This is a genomic window from Shewanella glacialipiscicola (assembly GCF_023283485.1).
GTDB lineage: Bacteria > Pseudomonadota > Gammaproteobacteria > Enterobacterales > Shewanellaceae > Shewanella > Shewanella glacialipiscicola.
The window spans coordinates 250187-266007 of record NZ_JAKILU010000003.1 but is presented as its reverse complement, the minus strand read 5'-3'; the positions used below and the strand labels follow the sequence as shown (position 1 = coordinate 266007).

Genomic DNA, 15821 nt, shown 5'->3' with positions numbered 1-15821 from the left:
ACAATCGCTATTTCGCACTTTTAGCTCACTATTAACAAGAAACATGCGCTAGTTGGCATTTTAAATTAACTTTCCATATATTACCCAACGTTAAACAGACAAAGAGCACAATAAATAACATATTAAAAACAATTATTTAAATGCGACTTATCTAGATAATAAGCGACTAAGGTAAAACGACAGTCATTTCACTCCCATGTGAGGTTTTATTGATATCTATACGGGTATTTATCTGCTCTTTCATCTCCGAGACGTGCGATATTACCCCTATCATGCGACCCGAGGATTGCAGGTCCATCAAGGTTCGAATAGCCAACTCCAATGAGTCTTGGTCTAAACTACCAAAGCCTTCATCAATAAATAAGGTGTCGAGTTTAATGCCACCCGCATAAGCTTGCACCACATCGGATAATCCTAACGCCATTGATAATGCCGCCATAAAACTTTCGCCGCCACTTAAGGTCGCCACCGGACGGACCTTTGAGGTATAGGCATCTTCAACTTCTAACTCAAGGCCTGAAGCCTTGTTACCTTTTGCTCTATCCTCCTTACGCAATAAGCGATAACGCCCTTTGCTCATCAGATGCAATCGATGACTTGCCTCGAGTAACACATCATCAAGCAACACACTTAATACAAAACGCTGCAGGCTAATTTTATTGCCCGTATTACCATTAGCGACGTCGGCGAGCGTGCCAATAACGGCATACTCGTCTTCTAAACTCTTAGCTTTCGTATCGGCGATATTCAGCTGAGTTTGTGTTTGCAGCAAAAGCGCTGCTCGAGTGTGGAGCCGTTGCCATGCCTGTTCAGCTGTGTGTAATGCTTGCTGCGCTATCTCAAGCTCGGCCGCAAGCTTAGTGCTATCGGGCGGCACTTTATCCTTAAGCTTAAGTGTCAGCAGCTCACATTGGGCTTGGATTAATGCACATTGCTGTTGATATGCTTCAATCTCACTTACCAATAGATGCAGTTGCTGTTCATCTAACATGGCCTCAAGCAAAGCGTGCTGATCAGTGAAGCCTGCGGCAACTAACTGTTTGTCAAGTTGCTGTTGTGCTCTAGTTAACTGCGCTAATGCGGCCTCGGCGGTATTTTCGGCTCCATTTAACGCAGCTTTAGCGGCAACAAAAGCCTGCCCAGTTTGTAGTTGAAGCTCGCGAATACTGGTAATCTGTTGTTTAATTTGACTAATATCTTGTTGATTTTGCGCTGTTGCAGCGTTTAATGCCTCGAGCGTAGCCAGCTCCTTCGGTACATTTTGCTGCATTTGCGCTAGCTGCCCTTGCAATACATCAACCTTTGATTGCGAGGCATTTTCTTGCGCTTGTCCTTGCTCCAGTTTTTGCTGTAATTGCGTTTCTTGCATTTGTAACAGCACGATATCTTGCTGCAGCTGCTGCAAATTTAAGTGGGCTTGTTCGGCTGTTGTCAGCGAGAAAGCCAATTGCGACAAAGTATGCGTATGTTCATCTAAAGAAACATCAACAGCAGCACCTAATTGGGTAGCGAGATCCTGTGCTTGTTGTTGCAAGGTTTCTAACTGTGTTTGGAAGCCACGATATTCAGCTCTTGCTTTGCTCAGCATATCTTGGGCATGAGTTTCAGCCTCTTGGGCTAATCGTAGCGCTTCATCACTGGGGAGCGCCTCTTGGCTCTGCGCTGGCTGAGGGTGGATTTTACTACCACACACAGGACAAGGCTCATCTGATTGTAATTGCCGAGCTAAGATAGCCGCCTGCCCTTGATGCCAAGTCAGTAGTAAGGTTTTATACGCAATCTGTGCTTGCTGATGTTGTATATTAAGCTGTTGGCCTTGCGCTTTAGCCTTGGCAAGTTTTTCCTGTGTTAAAGCGACCCTTGCCGTAACGTGTTGCCATTGCTGATAAGCAAATAATAACTGCTGTTGCTGCTGGTGCGATTGCTGTAATGAGAGACGGGTTTCACTGCTAGCTTGTAATTGTGGCAGAGTTGATTCCAGCTCATAGCGTTTTTGGCTAACGGCGGTTAATTCATTTTTGCTCGCCAGAAACTTCGCCTTAGCCTTAGTTAACAGCAGTTGTTCTTGCTCGGCTGTCTTAGTGAGTCTATCGAGCTCCCTAAGCTGCGGCCCTAATGTATTCAGTTGCTGTTTAGCTTGCTCTTTCTCGAGTAACCGCGCTTCCAAAACAGGTAAATCTACTGCTTCTAGTTCAGATTTTTCAAAAGCTTGCTTAGCATTTAACAAGGCTGTTTTTGTGTAATTAAGGTTAAGGTTTGCTGATTTAGATTCCTGCTCACGAGCCAAAAACACTTCAACTATGGGTTCTAAGCGCTGCGCTTGCTTAGCAAGATCCATTGCGTGATTTTTAGCCTTAATACTATCTTGCTGCGCACTAAGCTCAGCGGCAGTTCGAGTTAACACATCCAGCTGAGTAAAATCGGCCAGTAAATGCTGCGCAGCATCGCTCAGCTTGATGATAAGTTGTTGCTGTTGTAATGCCTGCTCTTTCGCGCTTTGGGCTACTTCAAGTTCTGGCGTGAGCCTCGCTAATTCATTAGTCAGCTCATCATCGGATGAAATATCGGCACTTTGTAAGATGCCATCGCGACGACTACGCTGGTCTTTCACTAAGGCGCGAATATCTGCCGCCTTACTTTTTAAGGAATCTTCAATGCGACGATAAATATGAGTTTGAAATAATTGACTAAATATCTGTTCACGCGCCTTAGAATCCGCCATTAATAATTCGCGGAACTTGCCCTGCGGCAATACCATCACTTGACGAAATTGCTCCACATCGAGCCCTGTTAAGGCTTCAATCTCAGCAGTCGCCTCAGAGACTTTACTGGCCACAAGCAAGCTTTCATTGCCATCGGCGTCAATTTTATAGAGCTGGGCTTCGGGCTTTTGCACTGTTGAGCCATCGCCACTTTTTTTAACTCTGTCTTGCTCTGGCACGCGTCGAATACGATAGCTATTACTACCAAGCTGAAAGCTAAACGTGATCTCAGTGAGCAGATTGTCGTCTGCCATATCGCAGCGCATTTGGCTACCTTCACGCTCATTGCCTGTGGTTTTGCCGTAGAGGGCAAAACAAATACCGTCAAGCAAGGTTGTCTTACCCGCGCCAGTTGGCCCATTAATTAAAAATAACGGATTAGTGCCAAGAGCAGTAAAATCAAGTGATTGAGTCGATGCAAAGGGGCCAAAGGCCGACATTGAAAGGCTAAGGGGTCTCATGCTTGACGCTCCTTATGGTGTAACTTAGTCAAGAGATCGTCCATCACGGTTTGCTGTGCCTGCGTTAATGACTCGCCAGAGACCTGAGAGAAAAAGTCGCAGAACATATCCATTTCACCTTTTTTGATATGATCGCGGCTTAAAGCGACTTGCTGCTGCCCCGCCATCAAGCCTGTACGCTCTAAATGCAGTACATTGGGGTAAACGGCTCTGAGTTTGCCCATAGCATCTAAAATGGCATGTTTATCCAGTAGTCTCACCATAAGGTAATCTTCACGTTTTATATCCATTTTACCTTGGGCGAGTAATATTTCTAATTCTCCCTCTAAGATGCGCACATCACGCATCGACTTTAATGGCAATAAACAGATATTTAGCGGCGTTTGCGCGCCAAGTTCAACTAACGTCACCGACTTGTGTTGATGCTGTTCGCTAAAGGAATATTTCAAAATCGAACCTGAATAGCGCACATGTTCGGCGCCTTTGTATTGCGGCCCGTGCAAATGGCCTAATGCAACATAATCAAATTCAGTAAATAACGTTGGCGATATTTTATCTGCGCCGCCAATACTTAATGGCCGCTCAGATTCTGACTCACTGCCACCATCTAAAAAGCAGTGGCCGATCACCACTTTGGGTAAGCCTTGGCTATCGTGCTTACGCACTTGCTCAAGCAAAATATCCATAGCCATTTCGTGGCTTGCGGCCTCGCATTCAAATACGTGGCGCACGGTGGCAGGATCAGCGTAAGGCAGGGGATAAAAAACTACATCACCACTTAAACTCGACAACCTAATAGGATGAACTTCAGCACTTAAAGGCCCAATGATATATAACCCACTTGCCGCCATTTGTTTTGCTGCAAACCCCAAACGCTCGTGGCCGTCATGGTTTCCAGCAATCATAATCACTTGCAAGCCTAAACCATGCACCAAACGGTTCAGCACATCATCTAATAAGGCAACCGCATTGGCTGGCGGAATCGAACGGTCATAAATATCCCCTGCCACAATCACAGCATCGACCTTATGCTCACTCGCCAAAGCAATAATTTGTTCGAGTACAAAGGCTTGATCATCAAGTAATGATTGATTGTGTAACTGGCGACCAATATGCCAGTCTGAGGTATGGATAAATTTCATAATCGCTCTTTTAACAAAGTGGTGGCGCTAAATCCATGCGAACGTGTCGCTCGTTTACGCAAAATAAGGCAGACAAGGCGCGTATTTAAATCGGATTAAATCTTATTACACAAGACATAGCGTTAAAATGCATATAGAAAAATGAGAAGCCAAAAAGTGCAACAAAAATGACAGGTTATACTATTAAAAAACCGTGAAAGAGTATACCTATTGCAAAGTAAGATGAGGTATTTTCGGTAATCTTAGGAGGTTTACTACTGTGATATCCACCTCGACTTAACTTTTGCGCCAAGGTGGGCGTAACTCAGATAAAATAACGCGCTAAGATAAGCTAACATACCGCTTAAACCTGCACTTATCGATACAAAACCGTCTATTAGAATAGTTGGTATTGCGTTGCCAGCAGTTTAAAGCTCATGGCAAGGGACATAGTCACCACGAGTGGCTTAATGATCTTAGTGCCTTTTGTCACCACTAAACGAGAACCTAAAGTCGCGCCAATGGCTTGCCCTGCTAGCATGACTAATCCCAATAACCAAATCACTTTCCCGCCTAAGGCAAAAAAGATTAACGATGCGATATTGGTCGAAAAATTAAGCAGCTTTGCGTGAGCCGTAGCCTTGGCTAAACCAAAACCGGCTAACGATACAAACGCTAACGCAAAAAAACTGCCGGTACCTGGACCAAAAAAGCCATCGTACAAGCCCACACCTAATGCGGCGGTGAATGCAAACGCGGTCGGTGTGAGCACTTGATGTCTATCATCTTCAGATATCTTTTTCGAGAACAAAAAGTAACAACCAATAGCCAAAATCAAAAATGGCAACATTAATTCGAGCACTTTAGTATCGACTAATTGAACTAAAACAGTCCCTAATGCCGCGCCAATAAATGCACAAATTAAAGCTAATTTAACGGACTCAAGGTCAACCAGCCCCTTACGCACAAAGTACAAGCTTGCAAAAAAACTACCGCCACAGGCCTGTAACTTGTTAGTCCCTAAGGCAACCGTAGGCGGTAATCCAGCCCACATGAGTGCCGGAATCGTTAATAAACCACCGCCACCGGCAATTGAGTCAATAAAACCTGCCACCAGTGCCACGGCAAAAAGTACCGCTGCGATTTGTAGAGTTAATTCAAATTCCATAATTTTTATTATTCTGTTGATAAAAAAGGAGTCATTACCGAGCATTAGACTGCGTTTGCCAAATAAACGCAAAGGAGTTATTGTCGCTATTGCGTGAGATATAGTCACGCAAGAATAAGATATTCCGATTCCAATACCTGCCACAGGAAACAATATGTTCACCGATTTGCCACCGCTTAATGCCCTACGCGCCTTTGAAGCTGCGGCGCGCTTACAAAGCATGACGCTCGCCAGTAAAGAGTTGCATGTTACCCATGGTGCAATTAGTAAACAAATTAGGGTTTTGGAGGATTATTTAGCTTTTGCATTATTTGTACGCTTACACAAAAAAGTGCTTTTAACCGATGAAGCTAAACGTTATTTACCCCATGTGCAAGCCGCACTACAGACACTTTCAAGTGCGACCAGCGACATACGTCGTCAACCTACGCAGCCACAAAGCTTAGCCATTAATGTGCTTCCAAGTTTGACGATCAATTGGCTTATTCCACGAATGGAGCAATTTAAATCCCGTCATCCGCATCTTTATGTGGATCTCTCTATTGGCGATTTTGCCGTCGATTTTAGCCAAGGTCGTTATGATATCGCTATTCGCAGCAGTACTGTGGCCCCAAAGGGAGCAAATTATATTAAATTGATGGATGAGGATTTATGTCTGGTTTGTGCGCCTTCGTTAGCATCTAAACTGCAGAGCATTGAAGATATTAATCGCGTCACTTTGCTAAAACACACTACAAGACCAGAACTCTGGGGATATTGGGCTAAAAAAGTAGGCCTAGAGCTCACTCAAGAACAAACCTTTGGCGTGGAACATTTTTATATGTTGAGTCAAGCGGCCGTAAGTGGCATGGGTGCTGCGCTAATACCCCGCTTTTTTATCGAGGAACTACTAGCGAATGGTAGCCTAGTTATCCCCTTCAACGCCCCTTTTACCAGTCCCTATAGTTATTATTTACTCACGCCAAAATCTCCTAGCCTACCGTTAAAAGCCCAAGCTTTTATCGATTGGTTACTCGAAATTTTTGCTCCCTATCGGCATTAAGCATTTTGGCAAGGGATTCCACTTAGGCAGAACTCAGATAGAACGTTAGAACTAACGCATCAAATCGCAGAGAATGAGTAATAAAAAAACCACCCTTAGGTGGTTTTAATTTGAATTACCGCACTAACTAAACAAGATTAATGATTACAGTTTGGACCGTGAACATGCCCGTGGTCATCATCGTCCTCGTGCGAAAACTCATCATCACCATCTTGATGTTGCATCACGCCCCAACCATCGCTCATGCCACCAAACTCGGCAGCAAAATCATGTAGCATGACTTCTTGCTCAACCAAAGTATCGTACTCTGGTATCATATTTAGGCAAACAATGATTTCCCACTTGCCGAGCTCATCATTAAGATTAAGCTCAATTTCGCCTTGCAAATCAGAATTAGTTAATTCTTCTAACGCTGTCTCAGCATCGCGTTGATCATCAAATACTAAAAAGAAATCAACATCTAGTGCTTTAGTTAAATCGATCCCCGATTCAGCCATTGCAGCCAGCATTTTACCATTGTCATCATCTGGAAATTGCATATCTTGCTCCACTGTTGCAGGCTTATTCTGCCGCAATGATTTGAACTGATTCACCGTTAAAGCTGACAATATCGCCCGCTACGATCTTTTTACGTTTACGAGTTTCAACTTCACCGTTAACAGTGACTTGACCTTCGTCAATAAAATGCTTGGCTTCACCGCCAGCACTGCTCATGCCTTGGACTTTTAATACCTTGTACAATTCAATGAAATCTTCGCCAGAATGCAAAGCTAATTGATTAATTTGCGTCACTTGATACACGCCTTATAAAAATAAACCTGCGGCATTATACCAGCACCGCGCCAAATACGCTGAAGATAATTAGGCTAGAGACGCCTTTCATCGGCGAGTAAACCATAGGCACATTCATCAAGCCAGTTTTCACCTATTTTGAGTTGTTGCCTGAGCAAACCTTCAAGCCGAAAACCACACTTTTCAAGGACTCGTGCTGATGCATGATTATCTTTAGCGCAATGACCAACAAACTTATGTACATTAAAACTAAGGCAAGCCCAGTCAATAACCGCTTTTAAACCTTCGGTGGCATACCCTTTACCATGACAGTCAGCGGCCAGCAAATAACCAACTTCTGCTCGTTGTTCTTCAAGATGTTGACAATAGAGGCCAGTTAAACCAACAAATTGCCCTGTATCTACGGTTTCAATCACTAAGGTCAGCCAATCACCCGAATCATAAGACCATGTATTCGCACGTTGCTCAAACTTACAACGCAGAGCGTCTTGTGATTCTGCTACGCGCACAAAATGATTAATCTTAGGATCACTATTTAACGCATAAAAATGTTCCCAGTCGCTCGCGTGTAGGCTCCTGAGTTTCAATCTATCAGTATAGAGTTCCAACATAGTGACCCCGCGATGAGCATATAAAACAAAACGGCAGCAAAAGCTGCCGTTTCAAATACCTTGTATCAAACAAACTGTAAAACTTATGCGCGGCTGGTCACTTCAAGTAAATGAAAGCCAAATTGAGTTTTAACAGGGCCTTGTACTTCATTTAATGGTGCGCTGAATACCACTTCATCAAACTCTTTAACCATCATACCTGGGCCGAATGAACCCAATTCACCACCTTGTGCACCTGATGGACAAGATGAGTGCGCACGAGCAATTTCGGCGAAATCTGCACCGTCTACTATTTGTTGCTTGAGCGTTTGGCATTGCTCTTCAGTGCTCACTAACAAATGTCTTGCTGTTGCTTGGACCATAGTAAAACTCCTATTTGGATCATGAGACATTTGCCTCAAATATCATCAACTTCCCATTATTATTCGATCTAATGGGCTGGGTTAAACAGTATAAAAACTTTCTGTGGAATAAAAAAGTTTTAAAATACCGTTACTCCTATCAACATCTAGTAACGGCATATTAAGTACTAAACTTGTTTAGCCGCTATCCAACGATCGACTTTTTGCTCCATGACCGCCATAGGCAATGAACCAGAGGTAAGTATTTGATCATGGAATGCTTTCAAATCAAACCTATCACCCAAGGCTTTTTCCGCGCGAGCACGTAAGGCAAGAATTTTTAGCTGACCCACTTTGTAGGATAACGCTTGACCTGGGATCGCCATATAACGCTCAACTTCTGCAACGATATCGCTTTCAGCCATAGGCGAGTTATCTTTCATATACTGAATTGCTTGCTCACGGCTCCAACCTTTAGTGTGAAGACCGGTATCAACGACTAAGCGCATTGCGCGTAACATTTCATCCGAAAGCTTACCAAAATACTGGTAAGGATCGGTAAATAACCCCATCTCAACACCCAAATATTCAGCATAAAGTGCCCAACCTTCTTCAAAAGCGGTATAACCACTAAAGCGCTGGAACTCAGGCACGCCGGTCAATTCTTGTTTAATCGCTATTTGGAAATGGTGTCCAGGTGCTGCTTCATGTAAAGACAGCGTCGTCATACCCCACTTTGGCTGCGCTTTTAGGTTATAAGTATTGATATAGAATACGCCTGGGCGGCTACCATCAACGGCTGGCGATTCATAAGAAGCTCCTGCAGCCGATTGCTCTCTGAAGCTTTCAACTGGTTTCACGACATAATCAGCTTTTGGCATCACATTAAAGTAATTAGGTAAAACTTTATTGATGTTATCTTTTAGTACCATATAGCCATCAATCAAGCCTTGGCGATCATCATAAAAATACTGGGGTTCAGAAGATAACGCCGCAAAAAACGCCTTTAAATCCCCTTTAAAACCAACTTGCGCGCGCACTTTATCCATCTCAGATAAAATCCTTGCGACTTCTGTGAGCCCTATTTGGTGGATTTCATCGACTGACATAGTGGTTGTAGTGTGAGAGTTAGCTAAATGCTGATACCAAGCTTTACCATTAGGCAAGCCTGACCAGCCATCAGTTGCACGCGACTGGGGTAAATAAGTCTGCTTAAAGTAATCTCGCAAATTCGTTAAAGCGGGTAAAATGCGCTCAGTAATCATGGCTTGATAACGCGTAGTTAACTCCGCTTTATCCTGCTCTGAAAAACTATCTGGAAAATGCTGAATAGGTGAGTAAAAAATACTCTGGGTAGCATCCATGGTTAACATAGCGTCTAACTGAGGAATAATGCGCTCCACCAATACTCTTGGTAGCACGACTTTGCTTTCAATACCTTCATTCATGCGATTTTCAGCAAGTGATATCCACTTGATAAAACCATCAACTCTGTGTTCCCAATTACGGTAGTCTTGCACGCTATTAAAAGGCTGTGCACTTTCACCACTGCCTAACTGCACAATAGTAATCACTGTACTGTAGAACTGGCTTATAGGCATAAAGCGTGATGGGAACGTTTCATCGACTAAGGCCATATCACGGTCATAAATAAACAAGTCATAGCTTAACTGCAGATCTGCTGGCAACTGCTTAGGGTCAATCGCGCGCACCTGAGCTAAATAACGAGTGTTTAGCTCATGACGAGCCTTAAGGTAAGCTTCGGTTAAATCACCACCAAAATCAGCATTGTAATCATTAACGCCAACAAAAGTGGCGTAAATAGGCTCAAGTTTTAGATAATCTTTAAAGTAAGCATCCACAAGCGCTAAATAGCGTTGTTCTGCCGTTTGCGTTTCGTCCTGCTCTGCGGCCGCGGCATTAGCGGGGCTATTTTCTTGAGCTAGGGTAACTTCAGGCTTAGAGCAACCTTGAAGAGTTAAGATTAATGCTATTGAACCGGCCAATAAACCCAATTTCATTTTAATATTTTTCCTATTTAGTCCGTTATTACAGAATCGTGTTTAATACTTAGCTCAAAACCCACTATTGCGTTATTTTTTGTGGCGACAAAAGCCTGATTTTAATAAAGAATAAGATAGAACACACTCGCTGGCAATCAAGAAGAACTGACTATTAATATTTGTTTGCCCCACAAAAAGCCAGTAACAGTAGCTTTGCGCCATTCTAGTCCAAAGAAAAAGCCCCTTACGGGGCTTTCAAACTAAAACATTAACAAACTGCGAAGTGATTACAGCGCGATGTCGTGCATACGTGCTTTCTCTTTAATATAAGAGATATAGCTTTTTGCACTCTTCTCGGTCTTCTTATCATTAGCAGCTAATACCGCACGGTTATAAGCAGACTTGTACTGTTTCAAACTTAAGTGAGCCAAAGCTAATTCGAAGTTTGCTTCTCCAGGATTATCAATGCCCACAGCAATGGCTTTTTCAAGCACAGGAATAGCTGCAGAGTATTGTTCATCCAAGCTCAACAAACGACCTTGTTTTAGATAAGTCTTACCATCATTGTTAATGGCAGCAGCTTTACCATAATACTCAGCGGCTTGTTTAAACTCTTTCGCATTTTGGAAAAATCCCGCCAAAATATCGAATGACTTAGCATCTTCAGCGATCATGCCTGACTTCATATGCTTCTGGTAGATTTTAGCCGCTTGATATGGTGCACCTTTTTGTGCCATCAATTGTGCTAAACGCGTAATATTACCCGCACTATCTAAGAAGCCATTTCTGTAGGCTAAATCATAAGTTGCCAAAGATTTGTCGTAGTTCTCAATCATCAAATAAAACTGTGCTAATTGAACCCACAGTCTGCCATCAGATGGAAATAAAGGCACCATGACTTCTAACACACCAACGGCATTCTTATACTTCTTTTGATTGAAGTAAGCTGTCAGCTTCATTTGATACAGACCTTTATCAGGAGCTTCAGCTAATGAAAGACCTTTATCGGCCACTTCAATCACTTTATCCCACTGTTTAAGCTCTGAATGTGCAATACCAATACGGCGATACATTTGAGAATCAGCTTTACAAGTAAAATCCATCCACTTGTAATAATAAGGAATCGCTTCCTTAAACTTCTTCTCTTGTAACAGCAAATCAGCATAGAGACGCATTGTCGCTGCATGATCTGTTCCACCTAAAATATCAGCCTCTACAGCTTGTTTTAGGTACTTGATCGCGGTATCCATTTTGCCTTTTTCGGCATAAAAGTTACCCAGCATGCGCGCAACATAAGCTTTATCGAAATCGTTCTTCGCATTCGCTTCAAGCAAAATAGCAATAGCTTGGTCTATCTGACCATTTGTATAGGCTTCAAATGATTTTTGAACTTTCTTCGCAGCGCCTTCGCCTACCGCTTTAGATTGACGTTTATCGATGGGACACTTTTCTTCAGCCATTGCTGAAGACACTGTTAAGGTGCCACCACAAATAGAAAGCAATAATAGTACTGCGATTTTATTAACATTACGCATAATTAGTTGCCTCCTTTATCTAAGGTGAAGTCTAATTGCACTGTCATACCAGGTTGTTTCAGTGGCTTGCCATCTACTATCTTTGGCTTGTATTTCCACTTTTTCAACGCCCGGATGGCTTCTTTATCAAATAGACGCTTTGGCTCTGCTTGAATAACTTCAACGTCATCGATACCACCGAGTTCGTTGATCGTAAAGCGAAGTTGTACCCAACCTTCTTTACCATCACGAGCCGCAGCAATTGGATACTGAGGTTCGATACGAACGATAGGCGTAGCATCGCCGTCACGAGTCATCATATTACCTAATTTAAAACCACCTGCTGAGTGACCGCCAGTTTCAACACCACCCATATTGAACGACATTGACGTATCAATATTACTCGATGAGTCTGGAGGTGTGACATCAGGCTTTTGTGGTTGCTCTGGTGGTGGTGGTGGCTTAGGCACTACCCTTGGCTTATTCTGTGCTTTTGAATCCTGTCTATCCATAGTGATTTCAATTACAGGGGTCTCGGCCGATGTATCACCGCGCTGTGCGCCGCCACCGACCAAGAACGCCATAAAAGCGAACAGACCAAAAGTCACAGCAGCACCAATAATGATCGATACTAGTGCTCTTAGCATATTAATCGTTCCCCGCAGATACCGAAATTTTATCTATACCAGCAGCTTTCACTTGGTCTAGAACTTTAACAACTAAGCCGTGCATTGCATCTTTATCTGCCTGAATTAATACAGCGGCTTCAGGAGCTTCAGCCAGCATACGTTCAACGTTTGCTGTTACACGTTCGATATCAACCTGACGGTTTTCCATCATAATCACGCCAGTTTTACTGACGCCGATAAAGATGTTAGCCGAAGGTTTTGAAGTCGCTTGTGAAGCTTTTGGTTTGTTATAATCCAAACCCGATGGTTTCACGAATGACGTTGTTACAATGAAGAAAATTAGCATAATGAACACGATGTCGAGCATCGGTGTCATATCAATTTGTGCTTCCTCATCTATACTGGAATGCTTTTTACGTGCCATGTTCAATCTCTCTCTAGTGGTGCGGCATGCTGTCTTTTAGCTTTTCTAAACTGATTTTCATTTTGGCATCGAGACGAGTACTAAAAAATACTCCCGATAATGCTGCAACCATACCAGCCATAGTTGGCATGGTTGCCATTGAAATACCAGCCGCCATCAAACGAGCATTACTCGTCCCCTGAACTGCCATCACATCGAACACTGAAATCATACCAGTTACGGTACCTAACAAACCTATCATTGGACAAATTGCCACTAAGGTTTTAATAATCAGCATACGTGCATTCAAATCTTGTTTCGCTTGGGACATCCAAGCTTCACGGATACGGTGCGCATACCAAGAGGTTGTTTCCTCTCTGGCGTCCCATGCAGTTATGATTGCTTTATGGTGCTTTGGTGATATCCAATTAAGATACCAATAACGCTCCAGCATCAATACCCACATTAAGAACAGTACAGCCGCTACAAGCCAGAGGACGTTGCCCCCGGAGGCCATGAAGCCCCTGACGGAATCCCAAATATCCATCAGGTATATCATCATTAGTCAGCCCTCTTCTCAGCATGTGCTGCGATGATGCCAGCGCTTTGCTCTTCAAGGATCTGTACAATTGATTTGCTACGCGCAACAACAATTGCATGCATCAACATTAATGGCAGAGCAGCAACCAAGCCTTGTACCGTTGTTACCAACGCCATCGAAATACCGCCAGCCATCAGCTTGGGATCGCCAGTACCAAATAATTGAATACTTTGGAAAGTTGCAATCATACCCGTTACTGTACCTAGCAGACCCATCATAGGTGCGATAGCAGCCAGTACTTTAATGATTGAGATACGCGCTTCCAGTGCTGGCGTTTCTTTCAAAATAGCTTCGTCAAGTTTCAACTCTAATGTTTCAACATCAACATCTTTGTTTTCTTGATAAACTTTTAAGATACGACCCAAGGCATTATTACCAGGCTTATCTACATTTTTACGTTGGCTATTAACGCGTGCGCCGATAATCGACATTGTCACTAAACGTTCGATAGAAATCAGCATACCTAGCGCAAGTAATATCATGATGATATAACCGATAACACCACCAGATTCGATACGATCTTCCATACTCGCTTTGTTAGTAAAGATACTTAACAGTACACCACGTGCAGGATCAACATAGAAAGGCGCAGTACCTGAAGTGATTTCTTCCCATTTAGCAACAGCACGAACTTGGTAGCCTTCTGGTTGTTGAGATAACTGCTGAATTAATCCTAACTCAGGGTTATAAACAACATATTTGCCATCAGCTGTTAGGTTGTATGCACCAATACGGTGGATAGTGGTTGTGTTAACACTACCGTCGATACCAGTAACTGAGCCTTCGAACTTAACAACTTTGCCTGATTGTGCCATTTCAAACAGCTGCTCTTGCCAGAATTGTTCTAGTTCTTCAATTTTTGGTAGTTGTTTGCGTGAACCTAAATCAGCGATAAACTTGTCACGATTTGGGTATTGTGCGCTGGTATTTGAACTGGCCAATTTACCAGCAAAATCACCCGCTTCACCTTTAACCACACCAAACATCTCACCCAAGTCACCTTGAGCAGTTTTCAGGTCTTCTTCTAACTGAGCAATTTTACGCTCGTTATCTAAAAACGCTTGGTTTAAATCTTTACCGCGTTGTTTCTCAGCCGCTAAAGCATCTTTTTCACGCTTTAATAGTGCAGCCTTATCGCCACGTTCAGCTTGAAATTCTTGCTCGCGTTTGCTGTTGACCTTACCTTCTGCAGCGCGTTCAACTTTAACTTGTTGCAATAATTGGTCAATGGATTTAGGCACATCTGCAGCGCTTACCATACCAACAGTTAAAGAGAAACTTGCAGCCAACATAGCTGTAGTAATTAACTTCTTCATTATTGTGCAGTCTCCGCAGCAGGAAGTGGTAACGCGAATAGATCTAGAGCGCCTTGTTTACGGGCAATGCGGATACCTTTAGTCAGTTCACGCAAATAGCTGTCATCCAACTTATCCCAACCTTTAGATTCGGAGTTATACATCCAGCTAGTCTTTTGATCTAAACTCTGTGCATAAAGAGCCACACGACCTAGATTGAAGAAGTCAACTAACACTTCTTTTCCATCTAGGTTTAACTTACCTTGGTTTACTGCAATTGCGCTGCCATATTCGCGTTCGATGCTATAAGCATCAAGGATTAAGCGGTATTTTTCTGCTAATGTCACTTCGGCAGTATTAAGCAGTGTCTTTAGTTCTTTTACACGATTAGCACGAACTTCAGAGTTAAAAGGTAAATCTAATTGAACAAACTGTTCTAATGATTCCACCATTTTAAACATTAATGGCACCACGCCTTGGCGAAGTTTATCGACACCATTAATGTCTACTTGCACTGAGTCCATCGTCTTTTGCTGGTCAGCGACCAAGCTTGCGACATAATCGTTGTATGACTTCAGTGATTCGCGCTCATCAGCAACAGAACCATACTCAAAGAGCATGTCTTGTGCTTGATCGAAATACTTATCAACGTTCTTCTGCGACGCAGCAGCATCAGCATGGATTTGACCATCTGCTTTCTGTACATCGCTAAGAGGATCTGCAACCACGAAGTTACTGCTCGCTAATGCCAGCACGCCAACAAGTGCAGTAGCGATTTTTGTTCTATTGCTTACCTTGGACATAGTTCCCAACCAATTTGAAGTGAATAAAAAAGGTTTAACTTACACTTAACAATGTTTATATTTTTAACAAATTAAGACAAATTAATGTAAGTATCTCTTTATCTTGTGATTGTTTATTTTTTTCTTCCCTTTCCTACACTATTAAAGCGTAGACCCGCTGGCATCATTCCATAAAATGTTGACCGGTGTCAACATTTGAGATTGCTGAAAAGTTGCTAATTATGGCGCTTTTAAACAGATAACCAACTAATGTCTAGTTTGTGTACATTTCTAAC

Annotated in this window: 15 protein-coding genes; 1 reads left to right on the top strand and 14 read right to left on the bottom strand. The window is 42.9% G+C overall.

The genetic code is table 11. The features are described from left to right. Positions 1-166: 166 nt before the first annotated feature. The 3 genes from L2717_RS04185 to L2717_RS04175 all read right to left on the bottom strand — a co-directional run bounded on the left by L2717_RS04185 (position 167) and on the right by L2717_RS04175 (position 5512). Positions 167-3223, bottom strand: coding sequence for an AAA family ATPase (locus L2717_RS04185; protein WP_220772751.1), 3057 nt, complete (start codon positions 3221-3223; stop codon positions 167-169). Continuing rightward, complete coding sequence (locus L2717_RS04180; protein WP_220772752.1) at positions 3220-4365, bottom strand: exonuclease SbcCD subunit D; 1146 nt, start codon at positions 4363-4365, stop codon at positions 3220-3222. The genes L2717_RS04185 and L2717_RS04180 overlap by 4 nt, the downstream gene beginning before the upstream one ends. Positions 4366-4741: 376 nt before the next feature. Further along, complete coding sequence (locus L2717_RS04175; RefSeq protein WP_220772753.1) at positions 4742-5512, bottom strand: TSUP family transporter; 771 nt, start codon at positions 5510-5512, stop codon at positions 4742-4744. A 154-nt stretch (positions 5513-5666) separates the two neighbouring features. Between L2717_RS04175 and L2717_RS04170 the strand changes: the two genes are divergently transcribed. Then, positions 5667-6554, top strand: a complete 888-nt coding sequence (locus L2717_RS04170; RefSeq protein WP_248937986.1) for a LysR family transcriptional regulator — start codon at positions 5667-5669, stop codon at positions 6552-6554. A gap of 137 nt (positions 6555-6691) precedes the next feature. Here L2717_RS04170 and L2717_RS04165 read toward each other — a convergent pair whose 3' ends face one another. The 11 genes from L2717_RS04165 to L2717_RS04115 all read right to left on the bottom strand — a co-directional run bounded on the left by L2717_RS04165 (position 6692) and on the right by L2717_RS04115 (position 15546). Continuing rightward, positions 6692-7093 (bottom strand): ribonuclease E inhibitor RraB, encoded by a 402-nt coding sequence (locus L2717_RS04165; protein WP_220772755.1) that lies wholly within the window; start codon positions 7091-7093, stop codon positions 6692-6694. Between the two features lie 22 nt (positions 7094-7115). Continuing rightward, on the bottom strand, positions 7116-7346 hold the full coding sequence (locus L2717_RS04160) for an RNA-binding S4 domain-containing protein (protein WP_076498245.1): 231 nt from the start codon (positions 7344-7346) through the stop codon (positions 7116-7118). Between the two features lie 74 nt (positions 7347-7420). Continuing rightward, on the bottom strand, positions 7421-7957 hold the full coding sequence (locus tag L2717_RS04155; protein ID WP_220772756.1) for a GNAT family N-acetyltransferase: 537 nt from the start codon (positions 7955-7957) through the stop codon (positions 7421-7423). A gap of 83 nt (positions 7958-8040) precedes the next feature. Continuing rightward, a complete protein-coding gene (locus L2717_RS04150; protein WP_220772757.1) occupies positions 8041-8319 on the bottom strand; it encodes a peptidylprolyl isomerase in 279 nt (92 codons plus the stop codon). Positions 8320-8486: 167 nt separating this feature from the next. Continuing rightward, positions 8487-10319 carry a DUF885 domain-containing protein gene (locus L2717_RS04145; RefSeq protein ID WP_220772758.1) on the bottom strand — a complete coding sequence of 611 codons (1833 nt, stop codon included), beginning with the start codon at positions 10317-10319 and terminating at the stop codon, positions 8487-8489. A gap of 269 nt (positions 10320-10588) precedes the next feature. Further along, entirely contained in the window at positions 10589-11836 is a 1248-nt protein-coding gene (locus L2717_RS04140) for a tetratricopeptide repeat protein (protein WP_220772759.1), read from the bottom strand. Positions 11837-11838: 2 nt separating this feature from the next. Continuing rightward, positions 11839-12462: an energy transducer TonB gene (locus L2717_RS04135; RefSeq protein ID WP_220772760.1), complete on the bottom strand. Its 624-nt coding sequence runs from the start codon at positions 12460-12462 to the stop codon at positions 11839-11841. Position 12463: 1 nt separating this feature from the next. Further along, the gene (locus L2717_RS04130) at positions 12464-12868 is read right to left on the bottom strand and encodes an ExbD/TolR family protein (RefSeq protein ID WP_006081158.1); all 405 of its coding nucleotides are present in this window, start codon (positions 12866-12868) and stop codon (positions 12464-12466) included. Between the two features lie 13 nt (positions 12869-12881). Then, positions 12882-13409: a MotA/TolQ/ExbB proton channel family protein gene (locus tag L2717_RS04125; RefSeq protein ID WP_076498234.1), complete on the bottom strand. Its 528-nt coding sequence runs from the start codon at positions 13407-13409 to the stop codon at positions 12882-12884. Beyond that, positions 13409-14764 carry a MotA/TolQ/ExbB proton channel family protein gene (locus L2717_RS04120; RefSeq protein ID WP_220772761.1) on the bottom strand — a complete coding sequence of 452 codons (1356 nt, stop codon included), beginning with the start codon at positions 14762-14764 and terminating at the stop codon, positions 13409-13411. The genes L2717_RS04125 and L2717_RS04120 overlap by 1 nt, the downstream gene beginning before the upstream one ends. After that, positions 14764-15546, bottom strand: a complete 783-nt coding sequence (locus L2717_RS04115) for a DUF3450 domain-containing protein (protein ID WP_220772762.1) — start codon at positions 15544-15546, stop codon at positions 14764-14766. The genes L2717_RS04120 and L2717_RS04115 overlap by 1 nt, the downstream gene beginning before the upstream one ends. Between the last annotated feature and the right edge of the window lie 275 nt (positions 15547-15821).